Annotated in this window: 29 protein-coding genes, 1 pseudogene and 1 riboswitch; of the genes and pseudogenes, 26 read left to right on the forward strand and 4 right to left on the reverse strand. The window is 29.4% G+C overall.

Features of this window, described 5'->3' with window-relative positions:
- Positions 1-27: 27 nt before the first annotated feature.
- Positions 28-1365, reverse strand: a complete 1338-nt coding sequence (gene pgtP, locus DQN46_RS01855; RefSeq protein WP_004633037.1) for a phosphoglycerate transporter protein PgtP — start codon at positions 1363-1365, stop codon at positions 28-30.
- A gap of 417 nt (positions 1366-1782) precedes the next feature.
- Here pgtP and DQN46_RS01860 point away from each other — a divergent pair, with 417 nt between their 5' ends.
- The 12 genes from DQN46_RS01860 (at position 1783) to srtB (ending at position 12872) form a co-directional block, all read left to right on the forward strand.
- Positions 1783-2085: a MarR family winged helix-turn-helix transcriptional regulator gene (locus tag DQN46_RS01860; protein ID WP_231941214.1), complete on the forward strand. Its 303-nt coding sequence runs from the start codon at positions 1783-1785 to the stop codon at positions 2083-2085.
- A 14-nt stretch (positions 2086-2099) separates the two neighbouring features.
- Positions 2100-2459, forward strand: a complete 360-nt coding sequence (locus DQN46_RS01865) for a DUF1304 domain-containing protein (RefSeq protein WP_111742806.1) — start codon at positions 2100-2102, stop codon at positions 2457-2459.
- 16 nt (positions 2460-2475) lie between these two features.
- Complete coding sequence (locus DQN46_RS01870; protein ID WP_004633032.1) at positions 2476-3129, forward strand: NAD(P)H-binding protein; 654 nt, start codon at positions 2476-2478, stop codon at positions 3127-3129.
- A gap of 372 nt (positions 3130-3501) precedes the next feature.
- A complete protein-coding gene (locus DQN46_RS01875; protein ID WP_111742807.1) occupies positions 3502-5025 on the forward strand; it encodes a phospholipase A2 family protein in 1524 nt (507 codons plus the stop codon).
- Between the two features lie 210 nt (positions 5026-5235).
- Positions 5236-5520 carry a cupin domain-containing protein gene (locus tag DQN46_RS01880; RefSeq protein WP_111742808.1) on the forward strand — a complete coding sequence of 95 codons (285 nt, stop codon included), beginning with the start codon at positions 5236-5238 and terminating at the stop codon, positions 5518-5520.
- Between the two features lie 52 nt (positions 5521-5572).
- Complete coding sequence (locus DQN46_RS01885) at positions 5573-5941, forward strand: single-stranded DNA-binding protein (protein ID WP_004633026.1); 369 nt, start codon at positions 5573-5575, stop codon at positions 5939-5941.
- Between the two features lie 154 nt (positions 5942-6095).
- Positions 6096-8168, forward strand: coding sequence for an endonuclease/exonuclease/phosphatase family protein (locus DQN46_RS01890; protein WP_111742809.1), 2073 nt, complete (start codon positions 6096-6098; stop codon positions 8166-8168).
- 346 nt (positions 8169-8514) lie between these two features.
- Positions 8515-8895 carry a dihydroneopterin aldolase gene (gene folB / locus DQN46_RS01895; RefSeq protein WP_111742810.1) on the forward strand — a complete coding sequence of 127 codons (381 nt, stop codon included), beginning with the start codon at positions 8515-8517 and terminating at the stop codon, positions 8893-8895.
- A complete protein-coding gene (gene folK, locus DQN46_RS01900) occupies positions 8895-9368 on the forward strand; it encodes a 2-amino-4-hydroxy-6-hydroxymethyldihydropteridine diphosphokinase (RefSeq protein WP_004633020.1) in 474 nt (157 codons plus the stop codon). The genes folB and folK overlap by 1 nt, the downstream gene beginning before the upstream one ends.
- 15 nt (positions 9369-9383) lie before the next feature.
- The gene (gene dusB, locus DQN46_RS01905; RefSeq protein ID WP_111742811.1) at positions 9384-10391 is read left to right on the forward strand and encodes a tRNA dihydrouridine synthase DusB; all 1008 of its coding nucleotides are present in this window, start codon (positions 9384-9386) and stop codon (positions 10389-10391) included.
- 229 nt (positions 10392-10620) lie between these two features.
- Positions 10621-11769: a pyruvate kinase gene (locus DQN46_RS01910; RefSeq protein ID WP_111742812.1), complete on the forward strand. Its 1149-nt coding sequence runs from the start codon at positions 10621-10623 to the stop codon at positions 11767-11769.
- Between the two features lie 251 nt (positions 11770-12020).
- The gene (gene srtB / locus DQN46_RS01915; RefSeq protein WP_111742813.1) at positions 12021-12872 is read left to right on the forward strand and encodes a class B sortase, LPKTxAVK-specific; all 852 of its coding nucleotides are present in this window, start codon (positions 12021-12023) and stop codon (positions 12870-12872) included.
- 37 nt (positions 12873-12909) lie between these two features.
- Here srtB and DQN46_RS01920 read toward each other — a convergent pair whose 3' ends face one another.
- On the reverse strand, positions 12910-14061 hold the full coding sequence (locus DQN46_RS01920) for an MFS transporter (RefSeq protein WP_111742814.1): 1152 nt from the start codon (positions 14059-14061) through the stop codon (positions 12910-12912).
- A 234-nt stretch (positions 14062-14295) separates the two neighbouring features.
- Between DQN46_RS01920 and DQN46_RS01925 the strand changes: the two genes are divergently transcribed.
- The 6 genes from DQN46_RS01925 (at position 14296) to DQN46_RS01950 (ending at position 19491) form a co-directional block, all read left to right on the forward strand.
- A complete protein-coding gene (locus DQN46_RS01925; RefSeq protein ID WP_004633009.1) occupies positions 14296-14925 on the forward strand; it encodes an MBL fold metallo-hydrolase in 630 nt (209 codons plus the stop codon).
- A 137-nt stretch (positions 14926-15062) separates the two neighbouring features.
- Positions 15063-15464: a YdbT family protein gene (locus tag DQN46_RS01930; protein ID WP_170120625.1), complete on the forward strand. Its 402-nt coding sequence runs from the start codon at positions 15063-15065 to the stop codon at positions 15462-15464.
- Positions 15457-16995 carry a PH domain-containing protein gene (locus DQN46_RS01935; protein ID WP_111742816.1) on the forward strand — a complete coding sequence of 513 codons (1539 nt, stop codon included), beginning with the start codon at positions 15457-15459 and terminating at the stop codon, positions 16993-16995. The genes DQN46_RS01930 and DQN46_RS01935 overlap by 8 nt, the downstream gene beginning before the upstream one ends.
- Positions 16979-17476, forward strand: coding sequence for a PH domain-containing protein (locus DQN46_RS01940; RefSeq protein WP_111742817.1), 498 nt, complete (start codon positions 16979-16981; stop codon positions 17474-17476). The genes DQN46_RS01935 and DQN46_RS01940 overlap by 17 nt, the downstream gene beginning before the upstream one ends.
- Before the next feature lie 103 nt (positions 17477-17579).
- Positions 17580-17682: riboswitch (SAM riboswitch) on the forward strand.
- Between the two features lie 121 nt (positions 17683-17803).
- A complete protein-coding gene (gene metK, locus DQN46_RS01945; protein WP_111742818.1) occupies positions 17804-18985 on the forward strand; it encodes a methionine adenosyltransferase in 1182 nt (393 codons plus the stop codon).
- A gap of 146 nt (positions 18986-19131) precedes the next feature.
- On the forward strand, positions 19132-19491 hold the full coding sequence (locus DQN46_RS01950) for a truncated hemoglobin (protein WP_111742819.1): 360 nt from the start codon (positions 19132-19134) through the stop codon (positions 19489-19491).
- Positions 19492-19539: 48 nt separating this feature from the next.
- Here the strand turns inward: DQN46_RS01950 and DQN46_RS01955 are convergent, their stop codons facing one another.
- Both DQN46_RS01955 and DQN46_RS08910 read right to left on the reverse strand, forming a co-directional pair.
- On the reverse strand, positions 19540-19989 hold the full coding sequence (locus DQN46_RS01955) for an LmrA/YxaF family transcription factor (protein WP_004632994.1): 450 nt from the start codon (positions 19987-19989) through the stop codon (positions 19540-19542).
- A 51-nt stretch (positions 19990-20040) separates the two neighbouring features.
- Positions 20041-20088, reverse strand: a pseudogene (locus DQN46_RS08910) (hypothetical protein); the annotation flags it as partial.
- Between the two features lie 466 nt (positions 20089-20554).
- Between DQN46_RS08910 and DQN46_RS01965 the strand changes: the two are divergent.
- The 8 genes from DQN46_RS01965 to DQN46_RS02000 are packed head-to-tail and all read left to right on the forward strand — an operon-like array spanning position 20555 to position 25903.
- The gene (locus tag DQN46_RS01965) at positions 20555-21331 is read left to right on the forward strand and encodes a phosphatidylserine decarboxylase (protein WP_111742820.1); all 777 of its coding nucleotides are present in this window, start codon (positions 20555-20557) and stop codon (positions 21329-21331) included.
- Positions 21332-21353: 22 nt separating this feature from the next.
- Positions 21354-21929, forward strand: coding sequence for a YqeG family HAD IIIA-type phosphatase (locus DQN46_RS01970; protein WP_111742821.1), 576 nt, complete (start codon positions 21354-21356; stop codon positions 21927-21929).
- The gene (yqeH, locus tag DQN46_RS01975) at positions 21922-23043 is read left to right on the forward strand and encodes a ribosome biogenesis GTPase YqeH (RefSeq protein WP_111742822.1); all 1122 of its coding nucleotides are present in this window, start codon (positions 21922-21924) and stop codon (positions 23041-23043) included. The genes DQN46_RS01970 and yqeH overlap by 8 nt, the downstream gene beginning before the upstream one ends.
- A gap of 29 nt (positions 23044-23072) precedes the next feature.
- A complete protein-coding gene (gene yhbY / locus DQN46_RS01980) occupies positions 23073-23372 on the forward strand; it encodes a ribosome assembly RNA-binding protein YhbY (RefSeq protein ID WP_111742823.1) in 300 nt (99 codons plus the stop codon).
- A 1-nt stretch (position 23373) separates the two neighbouring features.
- Positions 23374-23985, forward strand: coding sequence for a nicotinate-nucleotide adenylyltransferase (gene nadD, locus DQN46_RS01985; RefSeq protein ID WP_111742824.1), 612 nt, complete (start codon positions 23374-23376; stop codon positions 23983-23985).
- A complete protein-coding gene (gene yqeK / locus DQN46_RS01990) occupies positions 23960-24829 on the forward strand; it encodes a bis(5'-nucleosyl)-tetraphosphatase (symmetrical) YqeK (RefSeq protein ID WP_111742825.1) in 870 nt (289 codons plus the stop codon). The genes nadD and yqeK overlap by 26 nt, the downstream gene beginning before the upstream one ends.
- A 14-nt stretch (positions 24830-24843) precedes the next feature.
- Positions 24844-25182, forward strand: coding sequence for a ribosome silencing factor (gene rsfS, locus DQN46_RS01995; protein WP_111742826.1), 339 nt, complete (start codon positions 24844-24846; stop codon positions 25180-25182).
- Position 25183: 1 nt separating this feature from the next.
- Positions 25184-25903 carry a class I SAM-dependent DNA methyltransferase gene (locus DQN46_RS02000; protein WP_111742827.1) on the forward strand — a complete coding sequence of 240 codons (720 nt, stop codon included), beginning with the start codon at positions 25184-25186 and terminating at the stop codon, positions 25901-25903.
- Position 25904 lies beyond the last annotated feature (1 nt).

Raw genomic sequence — 25904 nt, forward strand, 5'->3', positions numbered from 1 at the left:
GATAATTTGATAGAGATCCATTTTTTATTAATCTTCTAATTGTTTTGATGTTTTCTTGAATAATGTTAAAGCAATGAATACGAATGCTAATACACAAGAAGCTATTAATGCGTAGAAACCTCCGTCCCATCCCAATACATCAACAAGTTTACCCATAACATAACCAGCACTTGCTGATCCAAGTAGGTAACCGAATAAACCAGTAAGACCAGTAGCTGTTCCTGTAGCAACACGAGGAACAAGGTCAGCAGCTTGAAGACCAATCATCATAACAGGTCCATAGATTAAGAATCCAATAGCTACTAGACAAATGTTATCTACAAGTGGGTTACCTGGAGGGTTTTTCCAGTAAACGAACACTGCAATAAGTACTCCTGTTAAGAATAATAACATTGGAGGAGCACGGTGCCCTTTGAATACTTTATCACTTAAGTATCCACTTGCTAACATTCCGAAGATACCAGCATATTCATATAAGAAGTAAGCCCAGCTTTGTTTATCAACAGAGAAGTGTTTTACTTCTTTTAGGTAAGTAGGAGCCCAGTCGATAATACCGTAACGTACGAAGTATACGAATACGTTAGCAACTGCGATAGCCCATAAGTATTTGTTATTAATAATGTATTTAAAGAAAATATCTTTTGCAGATAAAGTGTGAGCAGATTCAACTTTTTCTACGATTTTTTCTCCTCTCCATTCATCAACTGGCGGTAAACCTTCAGACTCTGGAGTATCTTTCATTAAGTAGAACATAATAATTGCTAAGATAATAGCGATTATTGCTGGTAAGTAGAATAGTGATTGCCATGCACCAAAAAGAGAAAGTCCTAATAATGCAAGAGGCCCGATTAATCCACCACCAAGGTTGTGAGAAACGTTCCACCAGCTCCACCAAGCTCCACGTTCTGAAGTAGAGAACCAGTTAGTCATAGTTTTTGCTCCAGGAGGATATCCCATACCTTGGAACCAACCATTAAGTGCTGAAAGAACAATCATAAATGTTAATGAAGAAAGCACTGCAGGTACTAGGCCAAAAATTAAGCTAACAGCAGCAGAAGCAACTAATCCAATAGTAATAAAGTACTTAGGATTACTTCTGTCTGAAACGTTACCCATAATAAATTTACTGAAACCATAAGCAAGAGATAGGGCAAGTGAAACTTTACCTAAATCAGCTTTAGTGTAACCGTATTGATCAATTAAATAAGGGATAGCAAGCGAGAAGTTTTTTCTAATTAGATAGTACGCAGCGTATCCAATGAATACTCCTGAGAATACTTGCCATCGAAGTCTTTTATACTCAGCATCAGTACGAGAACTGTCGATTCTCGGTTTTGGTGCTGAAGCTTTTAAAAATGAAAACATATAAATTTCTCCTTCACTTCAATAATTTAGTATATTAAATTTTTTGTTAGAAGGAATGACGTCAATCTTCTTGAATAAATTTTTTACTTTATTTTATAAAGTATGTAACTTATAAACCTTATTATATATAAATGAAAAGCGTCTGTAAATGCTATTTTACAAAGTTTTTATCTTTTAGAAAATTCCCTACAACTGACGTAAGAAAAGTTCTTACAAAAAGGATTTTTGACAAGTGAAGCTTTAAAGAGTATAATTGATTAATCAATTATTGATTGGTCAATTGTGTATTTTTATGAAGGAGTACAGTATGGAAGTTAGAGATTGTATTGAATTATTATATAATTTGAAAATTCTAGATAAAAAATTAATAGATCTATTTGAGAAAAAATAGGTATTAGTTTAACAAGATTTCAAATAATAAAGTATTTACATGAAGTTTCTTTTACTACCTCAAAACAGTTAGCTCAAAGTTTAGAAATAGATGTAGCAGCAATAACTAGACACGTAAAAGTACTAGAGCAAGAGGGTTATGTTATAAAACGTCGTAACGAGCTTAATAATAGAGAAATTTTTATTGAACTTTCACAGAAGGCCCTTGATGAGATAGGTCGTTGCGAAAAAGAAACTAATGTTAGGGATATAATAGGAGAAGAATTCACTACCGAAGATTTACAAAATCTAGTTCAACTATTAAATAAATTTAACAAAAATTTTAAATAACAAGAGGTGAAAAAATGAGTATAGTATCAACAATTTTAGTAGTATTGGTTGCGTTATTGTTTTTTTATATAATGTATTTAGAGACATTTGCAACAGAATCAGAAAGTACAAGCCGTGTGTTCAATATTCCACAAGAAGAATTAAAAAGAAAAAATCTCAATGTATTATTTAAAAATCAAGGTGTATATAATGGTTTATTAGGTGTTGCTTTGGTATATGGAACATTTATAGCAAGCAATCAAAAAGAAATTATTGGAATGTTGTTAGTTTATATTATATTAGTAGCTATATACGGGGGTCTAACTAGTGATAAAAAAATTATTTTAAAACAAGGGGGACTACCGATTTTAGCATTTATTTCATTATTTTTCTAGTATTCAGAGGTGAAATATGGGAAATGTAGCAGTAATTATTGGTGCAACTGGTGCTGTTGGTCGTGAAATTTTAGAAGAGGTTTTAAAAAAAGAGTTTTACAAAAAGGTTTATATACTGGGACGTAGTTCCGTTACTAAACTAGTGGATAACGAGAAATTAGAAAAGATAGTTGTTGATTTTGAAAATTTAGAGTTTGAGACAAATATTTTAAATAACGCTGATATATTTGCTTCCTTAGGAACAACAATAAAAATAGCGAAGACTAAGGAAAATCAACGAAAAATAGATTTAGATTATACAATCAACTTCGCGAAGATTTGTGAAGGAAAAATTAGGAGTTTTAATGTAGTATCAGCGATTGGAGCAAATAGTAGGTCTAAAAGCTTTTACACTTCTTTAAAAGGGGAGTTAGAAGAAAGATTACAAGAAATGAATTTAGGAATTTTGAGAATATACAGACCGTCATTATTAATTTCTAAAAGAATTGATACCCGCATTATGGAAGAGTTCTTTATTAAAATTTCTCCTATGCTTAAGCCTATACTACATGGGAAATTTAAAAAATATAGTCCTATTGAAGTAGGTTTATTAGGGAAAGAAATAGTTAGATTTGCGATAGAATATAAAGAAAAAGGGATATATACTTATTCTGATTTTAAAGAAGCTTAATGATATTATACATTAAGTTTTTTTATATTTTTAATAAGAAATTTATTAATAATGATAAAAATAAAAAAAGATATATAATGTACAGAATATATAAATATTATTTTTTAGTAAGGTGACAAAGTTATGTAGATTTAAATGATTAATTATTTATTATCTTAAATATATAAAAATTTAATTGCCGTATTTTTGAAAAATATACAATTATTTAGAGACAATTGCTATTTAAAAACATATTAATATCTTTTAAAATTAAATTTATTGAGATATATTTTTTATTGAAAAGAAAATATTATTATGATATAGTATCTTTTAAAGTAAACTATTTAAAAAAATAGTTTTCTTAAATCTACATATTAAAAAGGAGATAACAGTATGAAAAAAGGGTTAACAATATTCGCATTGACTACTATTCTTTGTGGAGCAGCTGCAATAACAGATGTAAAACATGAAGCTTTTGCAAAAAGTAGTTCGAGCTCAAAAGGAAGTAGTGCAAGTTCAGGAGGACGAGGTTCAAGTTCGAAGGGTGGTAGTTCGCATTCAGGAGGCAGAAGCTCAAGTTCAAAAGGAAGTAGTGCACACTCAGGAAGTAGAAGTTCAAGTTCAAAAGGAAGCAGTACACACTCAGGAGGCAGAAGCTCAAGTTCAAAAGGAAGTAGTGCACACTCAGGAAGTAGAAGTTCAAGTTCAAAAGGAAGCAGTACACACTCAGGAAGCAGAAGTTCAAGTTCAAAAGGGGCTAGTGCAAGCTTAGGAGGAAAAACTTCAAATTCAAAAGGGGCTAGTGTAAGCTTAGGAGGAAAAACTTCAAGTTCAAAAGGGACTAGTGCAAGCTTAGGAGGAAAAACTTCAAGTTCAAAAGGGGCTAGTGCAAGCTTAGGAGGAAAAACTTCAAGTTCAAAAGGGGCTAGTGCAAGCTTAGGAAGAAAAACTTCAAATTCAAAAGGGACTAGTGCAAGCTTAGGAAGAAAAACTTCAAGTTCAAAAGGGGCTAGTGCAAGCTTAGGAAGAAAAACTTCTAATTTAAAAGGGAACGTTTCACAAAAAGGGCAAACAAATAGAAATTCAAAAGGGAAACAAGTTTCTATAAATAAAAAAGCGAGTACGAGTGCTATTCAGAGTACAAAGAAAAATAATTCAGTAAAAGTAATTTCAAAAAATAAGAATAGAAAATTATCGAATAAAGCTGTCAGTATAAAAAATAAAACAGCTACAAAAGGAACTTCAAAAGTTAATAGTTTAAGAAAAACAAATAAAATTAATTTAACTAAAAAATCAGTTGTACCCCAGAAAAATCTTAAACTTACTAACATATCAAAAAAATATGTTACGAATAAAGCAGTTAATGCTAAGACAAAGATTGCTACACCACAAGAAATATCAAAATTATCAACTGTAGCAATTGCAAGATATGTTATAAAAACAAGAACAGGAGCTAAGCTAAATCAACTGCATGGGCATTATTGTGGACCAAAGCATGGAGATATTGTTAATGGTCCAAAACCAGTAGATGCATTAGATGCTTTATGTCGAGCTCATGATATAGGATATGATAGAAAAGGTTATTTTAATAGAGAAGTTAATAACGAATTTATAAGAGGTGTGTATAGAGATGCTCATAAAATGTCTCCGCAAGTAAGGGAGAAAGCTTATTATTATGCGGAAGGATTTAAGCGTATGAATAAAACACCATTACAAGAAGTGGCAAAATTTGGAAGTTTTGTTTCTGAAAAAGTTAAGGCAGTAGGTGCGGCGATAAGTAACGCTTTTAAGGCAGTAGGAAATGTTTTTAAATCAAATACAGCACCGATTGGTAAAGGGAGCCCTGTAAGTGAACGTGAAAATCGAAGTGAGAAATCACACCACTTATTCCTTCTTACTAAGAAAGTTGCGCATTAATCAAAGGTCATAGAATACTAGAGAGAAATACCTCAAAAATTAGTTTATTTTTGAGGTATTTTATAATGAAGGTATTACTCATAAAATTTAGAATAGTAACTTATGATAGAAAATTTTAACGTTATAAATTTCATTTGTTTTCTAAGCAGAAAAGGAGTATAATGAAATTAAATATAATAAATATTAATATAGTATAAAGGAGGAATAAAAATGAAAGTAGGAACAATTTTCGAAGAAGCAGGGTTATTAAAAAATCATGATAGATTTAAACTAGTTAAAAAAGTAGGTAAAAAGGGTGATTTAATAGCTAAACACAATCACCCAGAAGCACTGGTACTTTTTTCAGTAGTAAAAGGTAAAGTACAAGTACATTTAAATGATGATGAAGTCCATATTGTAGAGCCTGGAAAAGTTCTTCATTTTGATGGAGATAACTTTATTAATGCTGAATTTTTAACTGATGGAGAATTATTTGTTACTTTAGTTAATAAGTAGAGTAATTAGTGTAGTTTGTTATAAAATCTAAATTACTTTTAGGGAGGAAAATATGTTAAATCAAGTAATTTTAATTGGGAGATTAGTTAAAAAACCTGAGCTACGAGTTAGTGAAGGGGGAGTAAATTATATAAAAGCGACGTTGGCAGTCCAGTCGGAATTTAAAAATAAAGATGGAGACTACGATACAGAGTTTTTAGAGTTTACTGCATTTGGTAAGTTAGCAGAAAATACTGCAAAATATTGCGACAAGGGGAGTTTACTAAATATAGTGGGTAGCCTTAACAATAATGTTTATAAAGATAAAAATGGGGTGAATCACTATCAACTTTCAATCATAGCAAATAAAGTTTCATTTTTAAGTAGATCTGTTAAAAAAGAAGAAAAACAAGATGGAGACGTTTTTGTTTTAGGTCAGTAATTTTATAAAAAAGTAATTTAGATTTCCTAATATCTCTAATGTAGTTAAAGCTATATTAGAGATTTTTTATATAAAGGTAGATATTTGGTGTTGCTTATTAATAAAAATAATAGTAAAATAGTTAACATAAAATTGTATGCAAGGAGTCCATATTGTGAAGAAATATAAATTATCAATATTATTAGCAACTGCGGTATTAGGAGGAACTTATGTACTACCTGAAGCGAATAAAGTATTAGCTGCAGAAGTAAAAACAGAAGTTGTTGCACCTTCAATTCCAAATGAAAATACCGAAATACCAAAAGAGGTAAAAAATATAGGAGAGATACAAGGTGAAAGTCATCTAAGTCCTTTAGTTGGAAATAAAGTAATAATAAATAATGTCATTGTTACTAAAAAGGATAAAACTGGTTTTTATGTCCAAGATAAAGTATCTGATAACAATCCAAGAACATCTGATGCAATCTATGTTGCATCGAAAGATAACGTTGAAGTAGGGGACTTATTAAAAGTACAAGGTATTGTTAAAGAAGGATATATGGAAGAATATTCTGTTAAAGAAGGACAAACTTTTAAAACTCCAGCAGGAAGTTTGACAGTTACACAAATCACTAATGTAACAATTACAAAATTAGGTACAACAGATTTACCCAAACCTATTAATATTTCAGGGAAGATGCCTAAAGATATAGTAGATAATACCCCTACAAAATATAACCCAGAGACTGAAGCTTTGGATTATTGGGAAAGTTTAGAAGGTATGCTTGTAGAAGTGAATAAACCAAGTGTAGTAGGGCCCCAATACAAAGGAGATATCTATGTATTACCAGGTGATTATAAAGGCCAAAAATTAAATAATATTGGTGGTGTAAATCTTCGATCTGGAGTTCAAAACACAGAAACATTACCAATTATAGTAGGAAATAAATTTGTAGCGAAAGCAAAAGATTACTTTACTGAAAATATTTCAGGGGTAGTTACTTATAGAAATAAAACATATAAAATTGATCCAAATAATGTGCCGAATTTACAAGATGGAGGCTTAAAACGAGAGGTATCTAAAATCTATCCATCAGAAGATAAGTTGACAATAGCTTCTTATAATATTGAAAACTTTTCTGCCAATAATAATGGGCATGATGAAACACCTGAAGAAAAAGTTGATAAGATAGCAAATTCATTCATAAAAGAAGTTCATAGTCCAGATATTATTACTTTAATAGAAGTTCAAGATAATAATGGTGGAGTTAATGACGGAACTGTAGATGGAGTTAAGAGTGGAGAAAAACTAGCACAAAGAATCAAACAGCTAGGAGGGCCAGAATATAAATATACTGAAATAGCTCCAGTTGACGGAAAAGATGGTGGGAAACCAGGTGCAAATATTAGGGTAGCATATTTATATAATCCAAAGAGAGTAACTTTAGTTGGAAAAGATAAAGGCGGAAGCGAAGAAGCGGCACGTTTTGTAAATGGACATTTAGAGAAAAATCCAGCAAGAATTGATCCAACAAATGTTCATTTTGATAAAGTAAGAAAATCATTAGCTGCTGAATTTGAATTTAAAGGTGAAAGAATAGTAGTTATAGCTAATCACTTAAAATCTAAAATAGGAGATGATGCAATTTACGGTTCTAATCAACCATCAGTGGAAAATACTAAAGCAAAACGTATAGAAGAAGCAAAAATTTTGAATGCTTTCATTAAAGAAGGATTACGCCAAAATCCTAATTTAAAATTTGTACTTACTGGAGATTTCAATGATTTTGAATTTTCTGATAGTGTGAAAACAATAGTAGGGAATGAGCTCGTAAACTTAATGGCTGAACATGATGCGGGAGATAGATATTCATACTTCTATCGTGGAAGTAATCAAAGTTTAGATAATATTTTAGTTTCTAAAAATATTAAAGATAAAGTAGTATTTTCTCCTGTTCATATTAATGCATCATTTATGGAAGAACATGGAAGAGCATCGGATCATGATCCTGTAGTTGTTCAAATAGACTTTAGTAAACCAAAACAATCTACAACTCCAGAAGTTAAACCAACATTACCTGAATTATCAGGTGAATCAGATAATTCTAATAAAGAAAAAACTAATCGAAGTAAAGATGAAAAAACTATATTACCTAAAACAGGATTAACTTCATCTAGCTCATTAGTATTTGTTACATTAGGTGTTATAGTTGCCTTCTTCTTAGTAAGAAAAAAACGTAATAACTAATAAAGAATATGTTGAATGAGTTAGAATAAAAATATTATTTTAATTTATAATAATATGTTATTTAATTATATTAATTCTTTTTAAATTATAATATACTGTTTATGTAGGGAAGCTGTGTTTAGATATATCAAAGCATTAGTTATTAAAATATAAATTCAAGGTGGTTTCAAAAGGAACTAAATAATTTAAAAATTTAAATAAAAAATACGTAATAAAAATCAACTTCATATTTATTGGAGTTGATTTTTTATGGGAAATAACTATTTTAAGTATAATTATTAGAGAAAAGATTAGAAATATGATAAAATTTTATAGTTAAGCAAAATAACTATTAAGGAGTTTAGACATGGAAACAAAGTTATTTATAGATGGTCTTGAAGTTTTTTCTAATCATGGATTGTTTGCTGAAGAAAAAAAATTAGGACAAAAGTTTATTTTTGACATAGAATGTTTAGTCGACTATAGTAGAGCAATAGTAAGTGATGAAATGGTAGATAGTGTGAGTTATGCAGATATAGCAGATGTTATTTATAAAACTTCTACAGAGAATACTTTTAATTTGTTGGAACGCCTAGCAGGAGAAGTAGTAAAAAATATTTTTAATACTTTTCCAGAAGTAAAAGAAATAAAGCTAGCAATTAATAAACCTGCTGCTCCTATAAAATATCACTTTAAAGAATGTGGCGTGAAGTTACTTATAACGCGCAAGGAGTACGAGAGTTTATAATGATTATTTTAGGACTTGGAACAAATATAGAACCCCGAGAGCAATATTTAAGGAAAGCGCTAGAAGAAATATCTCAAAGGGGTATTAAAATAACTAAGCAAAGTAAGATTTATCAAACTCCAGCTTGGGGTGGGGTAGCAAATCAAAATTTTTTAAATATGTGTATTGAAGTTGATTGTAATTTAAAAGCACATGAATTATTGGATATAATTCAAGAAATAGAACTAGATCTAGGACGTGTTCGCCTGAAACATTGGGGAAATAGAACGATAGATATTGATATTATAGAGTATAAAGGACAAAAGTTTAATGATGAAAGATTAACAGTTCCTCATAAGTATCTTCATGATAGAAACTTTGTTTTACAACCTATTTATGAGTTGTATGGTGATGTGAAGATAGATGGAAAAAGTATAAAAAAATCGTTAGAAAATATCGATGCTCCTATTGAAGTCTATTTAGAAAAGATATAGAAGAAAGGATAGAGAATGTTTAAAATAAGAGAAGTAGAAATACCAAATAAAGTTGTTTTAGCACCTATGGCAGGAGTTTGTAATGCCGCTTTTCGACTAACAGCAAAAGAGTTTGGAGCGGGCTTGGTTTGTGCGGAGATGGTTAGTGATAAAGCCATTTTGTTTAATAATCAAAAAACTATGAATATGTTATATATAGACCCGAGAGAACGTCCGCTTAGTCTTCAAATATTTGGTGGAGAAATAGACACTTTAGTAGAAGCAGCAAAATATGTAGATAAAAATACAGAGGCTGATATTATAGATTTAAATATGGGTTGTCCAGTACCTAAAATAACAAAAGTAGATGCAGGAAGTAAGTTGCTTTTAGATCCAGATAAGGTTTATGAGGTAATTGCTAGATTGGTAGATGCGGTATCTAAACCTGTAACTGTAAAAATGCGTATGGGTTGGGATGATGAGCATATTTATATTATGGACAATGCAAGAAATGCAGAGCGAGCAGGGGCTAGTGCAATAGCTATTCATGGACGTACAAAGGTACAAATGTACAGTGGTAAAGCTAATTGGGATGTTATTCGTGATGTAAAAAAAGAATTGAAAATTCCAGTAATTGGGAACGGAGATGTTACCACACCTGAATTAGCAAAAAAAATGTTGGATGATACAAATTGTGACGCTGTTATGATTGGGCGTGCAGCTTTGGGGAATCCTTGGATGTTATATCGCACAGTTAAATATTTGGAGACAGGTGAGTTGAGTGATGAACCTAGCCCAAGGGAAAAAATAGATGTTTGTTTATTACATTTAAGACGACTTATGGAAATAAAACCAGAGAAAGTTGCTGTTCATGAAATGAGAAAACATGCGGCATATTATATGAAGGGAATTAAAGGTGGTTCTAAAGTTAAAAAAGAATTGAACCAATTAAATAGTTATTCAGAAATGGAGAATTTATTTGGGGAATTTCTTGATTATTTAGAGAATGGAGTAGGAAAAGAAAAAAAGGAAATAATAATTTAATGTATTAAATTATTAGCTATAAAATTTAGTATATTATAATTATTTTTATACTTTATTTAATGAAAAGCATATTATAGCTATATAACAACTAAATACAGCATTTTAAAAAAATTAATTATAATCAGGTAGCAAAGCCAATACTCAAAAATTAGAGTAAAATCTAGTCAAGAGTAATTTAATGTGTTATAATTGGTTTGAAGAAATTGTCGTTAAGAGGAGGTAGAAATTTATGACTAGAAAATCAAAAGTTATAGCAACACTAGGTAACAGTACAGATAGTATTTTAGAAAAAATTGTAGATGGTGGAGCAGATGTAGTTTTAATAGATACTTATTATGGTGAAGAAGAAGAAAATGTTTCAAGAATAGAAAAAATAAAGCAACTAAGAGAAAAGCTAAATAAAAATACAGCTATTATATATGATTTAGATCATATATATGCACAAAGCAAGTATAAACTTATAAAAATAGAGGAAGAGAGCGTAGACTTTGCATGTAAGCACGATGTAGATTTTATTGCTTGTCCATTTGTAAGTAATATCGATGAAATTCGTAAAGTTAAAGATATACTTACAAGTCGCGGGAAAAAGGATATCGGTTTAATTGTGAAGATAGACTGTAAAGAAGCTTATGATAATATTGATGAAATAATTAGCTTTGCAGATTCTATTATGATTAATCGTGATGAGTTAGGTATGGAAATGCCTTATCAAAATCTTCCAAGTATACAAAAAGAAATAATAAGAAAAGCTAATGATTCTACTAAAGATGTTATTTTAACAACACAAATGTTACATTCGATGATATATAATCCAAGACCGACACGTGCAGAAGTGTCAGATGTAGCTAATGCTATTATTGATGGAGTAGATGCTATTATGCTTATAGAAGAAACAGCGACAGGTAGTTATCCTAAAGAAGTTCTTGAAACAGTAGATAGAATTATAAAATATATTGAAAAACAAGATGTTGTCAATGAAGAAGATACTGAATACAGAAAACATAAAATGGATATTGCGCATGCGATTTCATTATCTACAAAACACTTGCTAGATGCTGTTGATGTTAACAATATTGTAACTTACACTAAATCAGGAAGCACAGCTAAGTTTATAGCAAGATATAGACCGAAAGTACCAGTACTTGCAGTTGTACCAACAAAAGAAAAAGCACGTAAATTAGCATTGACAAGAGGTATTACAGCATTTATAGAGCCAAAAACTTTAACAATGGAAGAGATGTTAGAAAATGCTGCACAATATTCAAAAGAATCAGGGTTAGCAAAAGAAGGTGATTATATTTTAATTACCGCTGGACAACCAGATTTAGGCAAAGATAATGTGCCACCAACAGATTTTGTTAACATACGTAGTGTTTAATAAAGTTTAGACATTATGAAAAATTGGTAATAAAAATTATTTGTAAATCACAAGTTAAACAAATGTATCAAAAGGATTTAATTCTATTAAAAGTAGGATAAAATCCTTTTGATTTCATGTTAATATATTTATTAGTGTAGTTTATATAAGTTATAGTTTTAAATTTTATACAAAAAATGATATACTAAAATCTAATAAGTTTGGATATAAATGAAAACAGAAAGTGATTTGTGAAAAGGAATTAGAATATTATGAAAGAAGAAAATAAGAAGAGATTATTAAACAGAATAATAAAATATGTATTATTAACGATATTAGTGATAGGTATTTCTTTTGGAGTATACTCATACTTTAAGGCAGGAGAGGATATACAACCTATTCAAGAAATACAAAAAATAGACCAACAAGAAACAAAAGATGAAGGTTATAAGCCGGATAAAGCAGAAAAAGAATATTTAGAAAAAAAATTCAAGGAGCTAAGAGATATTAATAGCGATGTAATTGCTTATATGTATGTTCCGGGAGATGGTGAAGATTCATTAAAAGAACCAATTTTACAGACTACAAATAATAGTAAATACTTAGTAACAGATATTTATAATAAGCCATCAAATCTTATCGGTGCAGTGTTTATGGATTATGAAAACAATGCATCTTTCGCAGAAAAAGATATTAAATGGATTTTTGGGCATGCTCGAGGTGGTATAGAAGAAAAACGAATAACACTAGATACTAGAGTCTTTAATAATATAAATTGGTTTGGTAAAAAAGATTATTTCGATACACATAGAGTTATTGTTATTGAAACACCGGAAAGAAAATATTATTATGAAGTGACAGGTGTTAGCGTTGTTAATGAAAATACAGAATTATATCAACTTCCTAACAATTCAGAAGATAAACAAATATTTATAAATAAGTTTAAAGCAAGTTCGAAAAATTGGCTATCTGATACTAAAATTTCTGGAGATGATAATATGGCAGTTTTTGCTACTTGTAGGTTAGATAACGTTTATTTAAGAAGTTTAGTACTAGCTAGACAAATACCAGATTCTGAATTGAAGAATTTTTTAGAAAAATACAAAGATTTATTAAATAGCTAAGAAAAAAGAATATTCCTGAATTTCAGGAATATTCTTTTTAGTTGTTATTATCTTTTAAACTAAAGTAACTAATAACAGTACATATTAGCATAGCAAGTGTAGTTATATAAAATGGAGTTATAAATTTTTCTAAATGTAGAGCTTCAGGTAGTTTAGTAAGAATAATAGGTGTTAAAATGACACCAATATTACCACCAACTAACATAATACTTGTACTAAAGTTAATAAATTTATTTTCCAGCTTATTAGAAATGTAAAAGAAGTTGAATGACATAGCCCCAACAAAACTAATTCCGATAAGAATAGCTCCTAAAATAAATAAAACTATATTATTAGAAAATGAAAATATCATACTACCCAAAGTCATAAAGCTCAGCATAATAGTTAATGTAAGGTTTTTAGCTCTTTTTACTAAAAATCCGAATAATAAACCAGAGAAGATACCACTAATTGCAAGGACAGTTAATAAGTTCGTTACTGTAGCAGAATGATAGAAATATTTTTCAATCAACAATGTAGGAATCTTAATTGTAGCCCCCATATAAGAAACACCGATAAAAAAGGTAAGCATTGTTAAATAAATAGTTTCTTTATGAAATTTACCACTTACTTTTTTATTATAGATATTTTCAGAGTTTGGAACAAAAAATAAAAATAATATAAATATAGGTAGTGCTAAGGCATAAACTAAAAAGGTATATTGCACACCTAATATTACTAGATACCCTGAAATAAATGTTGTTAATGCTTTACCAATATTTAAAAATGCAGTACGAAGACCAATCATAGTACCACGAGTACTATCATCAAAAAAGTCGCTGATTAAGCTAATTGATAATGAATTAAAAAGTCCAATTCCTGCGCCAAGAAACAATCTGCTAATTAAGACTAATTTGAAATTAGATGTAAAGACAGGAACTAATCCAAAAATAAATATTATAATAAGTCCCAGTAAAACAGTATTCTTTTTCCCTAAAAATTTTATGACTACATTGCTAAGTAAAACGAAAATTGTAATCATCATAGCGGGTATAGTTGCAAGTGACTCTACAGATGCTAGCCCAATATTAGAATTTTGTTCATTATAAAAATTATAAAGACTTGGGATAACAGGAGAAATTGCTAAGTGGGACATCAAAAGTATAGATATGCTAAGTAATGAAAACTTAGCTGCCAGATTTAATTTCATTGTATTCTCCTTAGAATGTTATATTAATAAATATACCATACAAGTATAAAAAAAATAATACTAAAGGTCAAGTCTTATCCGATGGAGATAGAGTTGACAAAGACAAGAATTTTAGAACGAGGGTTTTAGAATATTATATTATGATTTATAAAAACAATTTAAATCAAGACTTGTTATTAAATTTATAATGAGATAAAATATAAATAATATTACTTATGGAGGAATATTTATATAATGGCAAAAGCAGAAATAAGAAGAATAGTAATGGATATGGTAGAAGAAAATTGCTATATAGTATATAAAAATGATCGCGGACTTATAATAGACCCAGGAGAAGGCTTTGAAAAGATACAAAAAGCTGTAGAAGAACTAGGAGTTAAGATTGAAGCAATTCTTTTAACACATGCTCATTTCGATCATATTATGTCACTGGATGAATGTAGAAAATATTATAAAGTTCCAGTGTATATTTCACCTTATGAAAGAGATTGGCTAAGTAATCCTGATTTTAATGGTTCAACAATGTTTAGATTAAGAAGAGCGCCTATGACAGAAGCGGCAGAGTTTGAATTTGAGGAAAATAAAAAATACGAACTTGCAGGCATGAGTTTTACAGTTTTACCAACTCCAGGTCATTCTCCAGGTGGAGTATCTTTTGATTTTGGAAAATTCATTATCGTAGGAGATGCATTGTTTAGAAGTGGATTTGGACGTTATGATCTTTATGGTTCTGACTTTAATGCTTTGAAAAATTCACTACATAATGTTTTGTTTAAACTAGATGAAGAAAAAATAGTTTATCCAGGACATGGAGATGATACGACAATAGGACGCGAGCGTCATTTTAATTTAATAGGAAATTAACAATTATAGAAATAAAAATAAGTAAAGGGTTAAGTAAAATTGTGAAAAAGCACGTAGGAAAATGGTTTATATATTACAAATTTTTTAATGTTTTATGGCTCGGTTTAATTTTGATTGGAAGCATTTATGCATTATTAATGCTTTTAAATATTGATAGTATAGCAGGTTGGAGTATCTATCTTATAGCAGGGGTATTGATAGGAGGTTTATTTTTAAATACTCTTATTGGTATGTTAGTCCAAAAAAATTATAAAGATAATACTTTTTATGAAATAACGAATCGACATATAAGAGTGGGACAGGCAATGTGCTATGCATATTTTAAAGAAGAAAAGACAGCACCAGTACATAATGTTCTTAACTATAGAATAGTGCAGAATCCTTTGTTGAAATTAGCAAATATTTATGTGCTAAGGATAAATTGTGGATCAGAATTTTTAAAAATTTATGCAGAGAAAGATGATATAACAGAGTTAGAATATATTTTGAAAGAAATATTAAAAGATAATTTAGAATATAGGAGGTACAAAGATGAATAATATAAAAAAAAGTCGGGTACATCCTTTAGGAATTTTAGATTTTATTATCTCTGTTTTAAAACTCTTCTGGATTTTTGTAATACTACTCTTGCGAGAAGATGGATTACCAAGGTATTTAATTCTTGCTGGAATCTGTTTAATTTTAATATTATGGGGTGTGTTAAATTATTTGGCAACGACTTATGAAGTAGCAGATAATGTTATAATATATCGTGAAGGTATTTTCAATAAAAAAATAAAGAATATCAATTTGGAAAATATTCAATCATTAGATACGAGTTCTAATATTTTATATCAAGTTTTTAATCTTGTTTCATTAGATATTAATTTGGTAGCAGATAAGATTAGAATAAGACCACTAAAAAAAGATATAGCTTTAGCATTAATTCATAAACTCAATAAAGTGAAAAATGTTAATAAAACTAATATAAATAATCAAGATATTGGACAGCATGAAGAATTGGGATTAATAATAGAGGAAAAAGAAGAAGTGAAAATTCTATCGCTGAGTATAAAAGATTTGATTTTTTATGGATTACTACGAGTGAGATTTTTAGCGGCATTAGGTCTACTTTTTGCTTTTTATGATAAAATTAAGGATGTTGTTAAGTATATTTTTGATAGTAGCGATATAGTAGATAAATATCTAGAAAAAGGAGCGAAAAGTGCAGCAGGTGATGTTAAGTTATTAATTACAATAACTCTTGTTTTTATAGTACTTGTTATAATTGGCTCAATTATATTTACCGTAACTAAATTCTATAATTTCACATTACTAAGAAAAGATAATAATCTTCTTTGTAAGTATGGCTTATTGAATAAAAAATCTTTAGTGATTGATATAGAAAGATTACAAAGTATTAAAATAAAAGAGCCGTTACGCTATAGATTCTTTGGCTTAGTAAAGTTATCAGTGGAAACTTTAACGAAAACAGTATCAGAGGATTTGAGTGAACAAAAGACAACAATAGATCTTATGCCATTAGTTCCAAAAAAAGAGGCACAAAGATTTATTGAAGAAAACTTAAGTTTAGATTTAGGGTATTATAATAGTTTAAAAGGGGAGAAAATCCCAAAACGTGCAAGATTTGTAATGTATCGTTGGAGTGTTATAAATTGTGCGTTTCTTCCTCTAATTATATTTTTCTTTCTTTATATGGTGAAAATTCCAGTTTTGGAAATGAAAAAAATAGAGATAGCTTTAGTACTTTATCTTGTCTTACTTTTCTATAGTCTTTTAACAAAAATATATAAGTTAAAAAATAATGAAATAGCTTATGATAACAATAATTTTAAATATACATATATGAGTGGATTGGAAATTGTCACAGAGTTTATTAAAGTTAAGAAGGTTGGAACAATAAACAAGCAAACTCATTATTTCTTAAATCGTCTAAATCTTGTTCATCTAAAGATTAATTCAATAGGGAATAACTCTGATATAAATTTACGATATTATGATAAACAATATCATCTTAAGTTAGAAAAAGATTTCTTAGAAAAGGAGACTGTTTATGCAAATAATATTTAAAAAAGAGCGATATATATTACCAGAAAAAGCTAAATTTTATTATAAGCTAGATTACTTACTTAGAACTATAATGGCTATTTTAACAGTATTAGGGATTGTGAGCTTTAGGTTTTTTGTTTTAGAAAAGCAATTAGAGTATCTTTTATTTTCTATTATTATCGGTTTAATTTTTATAGTAGGAGGAATATGTATTTGGAAAATAGTACCTCTAAAATATGAGAATTATTCATATAGTTTTGACAAAGAGGGTATAACTTTAGTTAGAGGTGTGTTTTTTAAGGTGAAGGAATTTTTGCCATATAATACTATACAAGATGTGACTTTAGAAAAAGGACCTATATTATCAAAATTAAATTTAGCAAATATAAAGATAAAAGGTATTAATAGTGTTTTAACAATAGATACAATTGATGAAGAATTAGCAGAAGAAATAAAAGAAAATATATTAAAAGAGCGTAGTTTGTATAATGTAGAGTATTAGTTCTAAATAATATTTAGAATTAATACGTTTATTATAATTCTTTTTGGTTGACAAAAGAATGGAACTGTATTAGAATTTACTATACTGATAAAAGAAATATAAATACTTATCAAGAGTGAGTGAGGGATAAGGCCCGATGATCTCCAGCAACCTAGTCATTTGATTAAGGTGCTTTCCTTAGCAAAGTTTACTTTGAACGATGAGGTATATAAAAAGACCTTATCTAACATGATGAGGTCTTTAATTTTTTATGTTAAAAAAATTAAGGATAAGAGTGATAGTTTTGTATTAATATCAGACAAAACAGATAAGAGTTAGGAGAAAAAAATGGCTAAAACATATTTATTTACATCAGAATCAGTAACAGAAGGGCATCCAGATAAAATTGCAGACCAAGTATCTGATGCAATACTAGATGAAATCTTGAGACAAGATCCATACGGGCGAGTAGCATGTGAAACATGTGTAAATACAGGACTTGCTGTTTTGATTGGAGAGGTTTCGACAACAGCAAATGTAGATTTTCAAAAAATAGTTCGTGATACAATTAATGAGATTGGGTATAATGATCCAAATAAAGGATATTCTGGAGATCATATTTCGGTATTGGTAGGGTTAGATAAACAGTCTCCAGATATTGCACTAGGAGTAGATACTTCATTAGAAACAAAACAAGAAAAAGAAGAAAATGAAGTAGGTGCAGGAGACCAAGGTTTAATGTTTGGTTTTGCTACAAACGAAACATCGTCTTATATGCCATTACCAATTTATTTAAGTCATAAACTTGCAAAACAACTTGCAACAGTAAGAAAAGATGGTACATTGAATTATTTAGGGCCAGATGGTAAAGTGCAAGTAACTGTTGAATATGATATAAATCATAAAGTAAAACGTATAGACACTATTGTCGTATCAACTCAACATGATGCAGATGTTTCTCAAGAGCAAATCCATGCAGATATTAAAAAATATGTTATTGCACCATGTTTAGATAAAGAATTACTAGATGAAAACACTAAATATTTTATCAATCCGACAGGTCGTTTTGTAATTGGTGGACCGGTGGGAGATGCTGGACTTACAGGCCGTAAAATTATTGTCGATACTTATGGAGGATTTTCACGTCATGGTGGAGGAGCATTTAGTGGTAAAGATGCAACAAAGGTTGACCGTTCGGGTGCATATATGGCGCGCTATATTGCGAAAAATATCGTAGCTAGTGGAATCTGTGATAAAGTAGAAGTTCAACTTGCTTATGCTATTGGAGTAGCCCATCCGGTATCTATTTTTATAGAAACATTTGGAACTTCAAAAGTAGATGAAGGAGAAATTGTTAAAACAATTAAAAAAGAATTCAAATTAACTCCAAACGGAATAATAGAAACACTTGATCTAAGAAAACCAATTTTCAAAAAGACAGCAGCTTATGGGCATTTTGGTCGTGAAGATGAAGATTTCACATGGGAAAGAACTGATAAAACAGAATCATTTAAAAAATTATTGAAATAAGATATAAAAATATAATTCGACTAGTATTATTATACATACTATTCGGATTATATTTTTGCATATTAATTGAAAAAAAGATGATATTAGTGTTTAATATAAATAAGTAAAAGCGGTGAAAAAAGTATGTAAAAAATGTGGAGGTAGTTATGAATCTATATGAACAAATTGGTGAAGAGAATATTGATCTTTTGGTAAGTTATATGTATGATGATATAATACCTAATGATGATAGAATAAATATATTATTTTCAGATGGTTTTGATAGGATAAAAATAGAGCAAAAAAAATTTTTTAGGTTATTTTTAGGGGAACCAGGCCATTCTATTTTTGCTACACCAGATTTAAGAAGAAAGCATATGAAGTTACCAATATCTATAAAAGAAGCGAAATATTGGTTGGAAGACTTTGAGTTAGCATTAGAGAGATTGGATATAGACCCATCAATAAAAAAATTTTTTAGTCAAAAAATAAATTCATTGACTATGCAAATGATAAATACTATTTAATAAAAAACGGATTAAAAATGATTAACATTCTTAATCCGTTTAAATTATTTATGCGACAATTTCATCTCCGTCACTTCTAGAAAAAATTTCTCTTAAAGTTTCAGGTGTTGCTGTAGAGATAAATCTTATAGATGCCTTTATATTATATAAAAATGCTTCATCTTTATGGATTCTATGCGCAGAAATTGCCCCTTGGATACTAGTAAACAACCATTCACTAACAGGGTTGCACACTTCCTCTGGTAAATTCCTATCAAATAATCCATCTGCAAGAAGTAAACGCCAATTTTCTAATATATCGCTGCATTTTTCAGCGATAATCGGTGAAAGTTCTGAAGTCTCCATAGCTAATAAAGTTAACGAAAATCCACTATGTTTACACGCTCTTCCTTTAGATATAAAAAGATCAAAAACAGCAGTTAAATATTCCTCTAAAGTCCCTAATTTTGGAGAAATTGTTCTGAATTCTTTTTTTACATTGCAATTTATTTTATCCAATGCCTCAATGTAAATTTCATCTTTTCCTTTTGGAAAATAATAATAAACGCTTCCTTTAGGGGCTTTAGCTTTTTTAATAATATCCTGAACACTTGTCAGAGAATAGCCCTTAGTTCAAACGTTTTGGACAGTCGTTAAAATAATATTTTCTTTTACTTTATTATTTAGAGTCATGTCGTTCACTCCCTTGTTAATTTTTATATTCTAATTATACAATATTTATATAGGAAAAATCAACAATTTATAATAAATTTTTTTAAAAATATTTAGTCGGAAAGTTTTTAAATAGCATATGATAACGGATAACATTTTTTCTAGTTAGAGAAGATAGTTTTAAAAATTTATAATTGAAATAATAAATTTTAATAATAATATATAGATAATATAGGTCTTTTAGGTCTATATTTTTGATTGAATAAAGTTTATTATTGATAAAATAGTGGCAATCCTTATAGTAAATAGAGTTTAATAGTGTATAATTTTATTTAGCTAGTTATTGTCGAATATTTGTATTTAAAGGCTTTTTATAGTACAATATAACATGATATTTAGTAAGGAGATGGCTATGTTAAAGAAAAAAATGTTTCAACTTTGTGTTGAATTAACAAATGGAAATTTAAGTTCAAAAGCTTTAAAAAAATTAACAAAATCTAATTTGAGTAGATTGATGATTCAGCCTTTCGCAAAAATTTATAATATAAACACTGATGAAATTTTAGATGAGATAGATGATTTTAAAAACCTAAATGACTTTTTTATAAGAAAATTGCGCCCAGGAGCACGACCAATAGACCAAGGTGAGGATAGTCTTGTAAGCCCAACTGACGGTGTTATTTCGGAAGTAGGAACTATTAAGGAAGATAGAACCTTTGTAGTAAAAGGTCAAACGTATAATGTTCAAACATTAGTTGGTGATAGCGACTTAGCTGACAAATACAAAGAGGGTACATATATTATTATTTACTTGAGTCCTAAAAATTATCATCGTATTCATTTTCCAATGAATTCACAAATAAAAGATGCATATAGTCTTGGGAAATATTCTTATCCAGTTAATAATTTAGGATTAGAATTAGGGGATAATATTTTGAGCTACAATTATCGTCAAGTGTATAAGCTAACAGGAAAAATTAACTATACACTAATACCTGTGGGGGCACAAAATGTAAATTCAATAGTACCGACTTATGATAATATCTATGTGAAAAAAGGAGAAGAGTTAGGATATTTTGAGTTTGGTTCTACAGTTGTATTATTATTTGAGAAAGATAACATTCTTCTTGAAGAAAATTTAGAAAACAGAGAAATCAAGATGGGAGAAAAAATAGCTACAGTGTTGTAAGCTATTTTTAAGTAGGTAAGTTATGTTATTAAAGAAGTATTTTTCACCAGATGATTTTGTAGAAAAGTATGAGTTTATAGATGTTGAATATATGAATATGCACAATAAGAAGGTTATTATTTCAGATTTAGATAATACTCTTATTTCATGGGATAGCAAAAAAGATACAAAGGAGCTTAATCGTTGGTTAAAGAAAATGAAACGAGCTGGTTTTGATATTATCGTTGTGTCAAATAATAATGAAGAACGTGTAGAAGAATTTTGTAAACAATTGAATCTTCAATATGTTGCAGATGCTAAAAAGCCGTTAACACATGGTTTTAAAAGGGCACTTAGCAAGTTAAACAGAAAACCTGAAGAAGCAATTATTTTAGGAGACCAAGTTTTAACCGATGTATTTGGTGCAAAAAGTCTTGGAGTTATGAGTGTGTTGGTAAAGCCGATTTCAAAAACCGATGCTTTTAAAACACGAATTAATAGATTTTTCGAAGGAATTATAATACAAAATTTAACTCGTAGAAAACTATTTCCAAAAATGAAGAAAGTTAATTATAAATTGAAATTAAAAAAAGAGAAAGATGGAGGACATATTGGATAATAAAATTTATTGTATAGGCTGCGGGGCAGAAATACAAAGTGAAAACCCAAATAAGCAGGGTTATCTACCAAAAAGTGTAGTTGAAAAAAGTGTGGAAGAAAATAATCTAGTTTGCAAAAGATGTTTTCGTTTAAAAAATTATAATGAAGTTTCTGATGTAGAGCTTGGAGCAGAAGATTTTTATAAACTTATAAAAACTTTATCTAAAAAAGATGGACTTATAGTTAAGGTCGTTGATATCTTTGATTTTTCGGGAAGTTGGATAGAAGACGTTATAGATATTGTTGGTAATAATAAAGATATTGTATTAGTTGCTAATAAGCTTGATTTATTACCAAAATCTGTTAAACAAAACAAAATTAAGCAATGGTTGTTTAAAATGTTGAAGGCAAAAGGTATCAAAGTTAAAGATATCTTATTAATAAGTGCTATTAAAAATCATGGAATTGAGGAAGTAGCAGCGCGTATTGATGAATTACGTAATGGAAAAGACGTCTATATTATTGGCGCAACTAATGTTGGTAAGTCTACTTTTATTAACAAATTAATAGAGCTTACTACAGGAGATAAGAACGTCATTACGACTTCTCATTTTCCAGGAACAACTTTAGGAATGATTGAGATTCCTTTAGACAGAGCAACAAGCATTTATGATACGCCGGGTATAATCTTAGATTATGATATTGCCCATTATTTAGATGCCAAAAGTTTGAAATTAGTTATGCCGAAAAAAGAAATTAAGGCACGTGTATTTCAGCTTAATGCTGAACAAAGTTTATTCTTTGGTGGTATGGCGAGGGTTGATTTTGTAAAAGGTGAACGTCAAAGCTTTACTCTATATGCATCTAATTTAGTTGATATTCATAGAACAAAACTAAGTAATGCAGATGCGCTTTTTGAAAAACATTTAGGAACATTGTTGAAACCACCATTCGAAGATAATATATCTATTTTTAAAAACCAAGTTAAGAAAAATTTCAAGATTGATGATAGGAAGATAGATATTGTTATTTCTGGACTTGGCTGGATAACTGTTAACAGTGATAGTGGTTGTGAAATAGATATTTATGTTCCGGAAGAAATCGAAGTGTTTGTGAGAGAATCGATTATATAAAAAATAATAATTAAAGAAAAGAGGACAAGATGTTAAAAGGAAAACAAAAAAGACAATTAAGAGCGTTGGCACATCATTTAACACCTATTTTTCAAGTGGGAAAATCAGGGGTTAACAGTGAGATGGTTCAAGGTATTCGAGATGCATTGGAAAAACGTGAATTGTTAAAAGTAAGTATCCTTCAAAATTGTGAAGAAGATAAAGACGAAGTTGCAAAAATTTTGTCAGAACGCACTTCATCAGAACTAGTTCAAGTAATTGGGCATACTATTGTATTGTATAAGCAAAGCTCAAAAGAAAAATATCGCAAAATAGAGTTGGTGAAATAATATGGCAATAGCCCTATATGGAGGAAGCTTTGATCCAATTCATATTGGTCATTTGATTACAGCGCAAAATGTTATAGAAAACTACGATGTAGAAAAAGTAATTTTTATTCCATCACATGTTACACCTCTTAAAAATCGGGAATTAGAAGCTAGTGATGAAGATAGGTTAAAAATGACATACATTAGCACAAAAAATAACAATAAATTTATCGTAAGTGATTATGAAATAATGAAAAAAGATGATGTCAGCTATACCTATAGTACTCTAAAATATTTTAAAGAAATTTATCCAGATGAAAAAATTTATTTCATTGTTGGAACAGATAGAGCGAAAGATTTAAAAAAATGGTATAATATAGAGGAACTATCGAAGCTTGTAACATTTATTTTTACAGCGAGAAATGGAGAGAGTTTAGAAGAGATAATAGCGAGTGATGAGTTTTATAAAACTATTAGCTATGAAATTATGATTTCACCTATTATTGAAATTAGTTCGAGTTTAATAAGGGATAATATAAAAAATAATAAAAGTATAAATTATATGGTTACAGATGAATGTAAGGCATATATAGAGGAGTTGGGTTTATATGGAATTTCAAGAAATTCAAAATAAAGTAAAAGAGATATTACCACAAAAAAGATATGAGCATACGCTTAGGGTAGTGGAAGTGGCAAAAAATCTTGCGGAAATACATGGTGCAAATGTCGAACATGCGGCTCTTGCGGCGTTAGTTCATGACGTATGCAAACCTATGGATGAAGTACTTATGAAAAAATATGTAATACTTCATAACTTAGATGTGAAGTTATTGGATTATCCTGTTGAGGTTCTTCATGGGCCAGTAGGAAGTGCCTATATTGAAGAGGCGTTTGGTATAGCAGATGAAGAGGTTAAACTTGCAGTAGCAAATCATACTTTTGGTAGAAAGCACATGACGCTTTTAGAAAAAATTATTTTTATTGCAGATTATATTGATCCTCAAAGGAAACATCCACACCTACAAGAAGTAACAGAAGTAGCACAATATGATTTAGATGAGGCTGTGAGACTTTCTGCGAAATATACATTAGTATATTTAATTGATAATGATGAAAGAATTTATCCATCATTATTAGAATGTTATAATTACTATAATATTAAAAATTATCGTGTTGGATTCAAAGAAAAGAATAAAGAAAAAATTTTATCAGATGAAAAAACTATAACAATTCGTAATAAGAGTGAAGCTCACTTTAAAAAAGGTGATTTATTAGAAGCAACAACTTATGAAGATCCAGATACAGTGTTTGCTACATTAGAAGTAGACTTAGTAAAACCTGTAACTAGAGATACTTTAACAGAGCGTTATGCAAAACATTATGGAGTAACATTGGATGAACTAATTGCTAAATTGGCAGAAAGATATCCAGATGATGACGTATTATACGTTGTTATGTTCCATGTAATAAAAAAATAAGAAAGAGGAAAAAAATGCAAATAGAAGAATTATTAAAAGTTGTCGTAGATGCTTGTGACGACAAACATGGTTATGATATTGTCGTGTATGACTTAACAAGTGCAGGAGTTTTATATGATTATTCAGTAATCTGTCATGCTCCAACTAGTAGACAAGTAGAGGCAATCGCAGAGGAAGTACGCGAAAAAGTATTAGAAAGCGGTGCGGAAATACACAGCACTGAAGGACAAAGAGAAGCAAAATGGATTCTTATGGATTTAGGTGATGTCATCGTAAATATTATGACGCGTGATGATAGAGAATATTACGAATTAGATGCATTATTCGGGAAATATCCACTTAAAGAGGTATAATATGTACGAAAATTTAAGTATTGTTTATGATAAATTAATGGATGTTGATTACGATACTTATGCTAATATAATAGCTCAAGAATTAGGAGATAAAAAGGATCTTCTAATTCTTGATTTAGGTTGCGGTAGTGGAACGATGATTCCTTATCTGAAAAAATATGGTCAGGTATTTGCGGTTGATAATAGCGAACAAATGCTCTCTATAGCGAGTTCGAAATCACCCGATAATAATTTTTTTGCTATGGACCTATTAGAAATATCTAATTTAGGGTATGAATTTGATTTTATTCTTAGTGCATTTGATGTCTTTAATTATTTACCCGATTTTACAAGTTTTAAAGATGGTTTAAAAGAAGTTTATTGTTCATTGAAATCGGGTGGGAAATTTATTTTTGACATTCATACCCCTAAAAAAATGAAGAATATGATAGATAATCAAGTGTTTGCTTACGAAACTGATGAAATTAGTTATCTTTGGTTTGCTTATGGAACTGAGCAGGAACTGGAAGTAGAAAGTGAATTGACATTTTTTATTAAACAGAAAAATGGACTTTATCGTCGCCTTGAACAGTTTCATACACAACGTACATATGAAATAGAAGATATCAGTTCAGCAGCTAAGGAAATAGGTTTTAAAATTAATAAATATTTTTGTGACTTTGAACTAGATAATAAGGATTATGAAAATGCTGATAGAATAATTTTTATATTGGAGAAATAAT

It is taken from the genome of Gemella morbillorum (assembly GCF_900476045.1).
GTDB lineage: Bacteria > Bacillota > Bacilli > Staphylococcales > Gemellaceae > Gemella > Gemella morbillorum.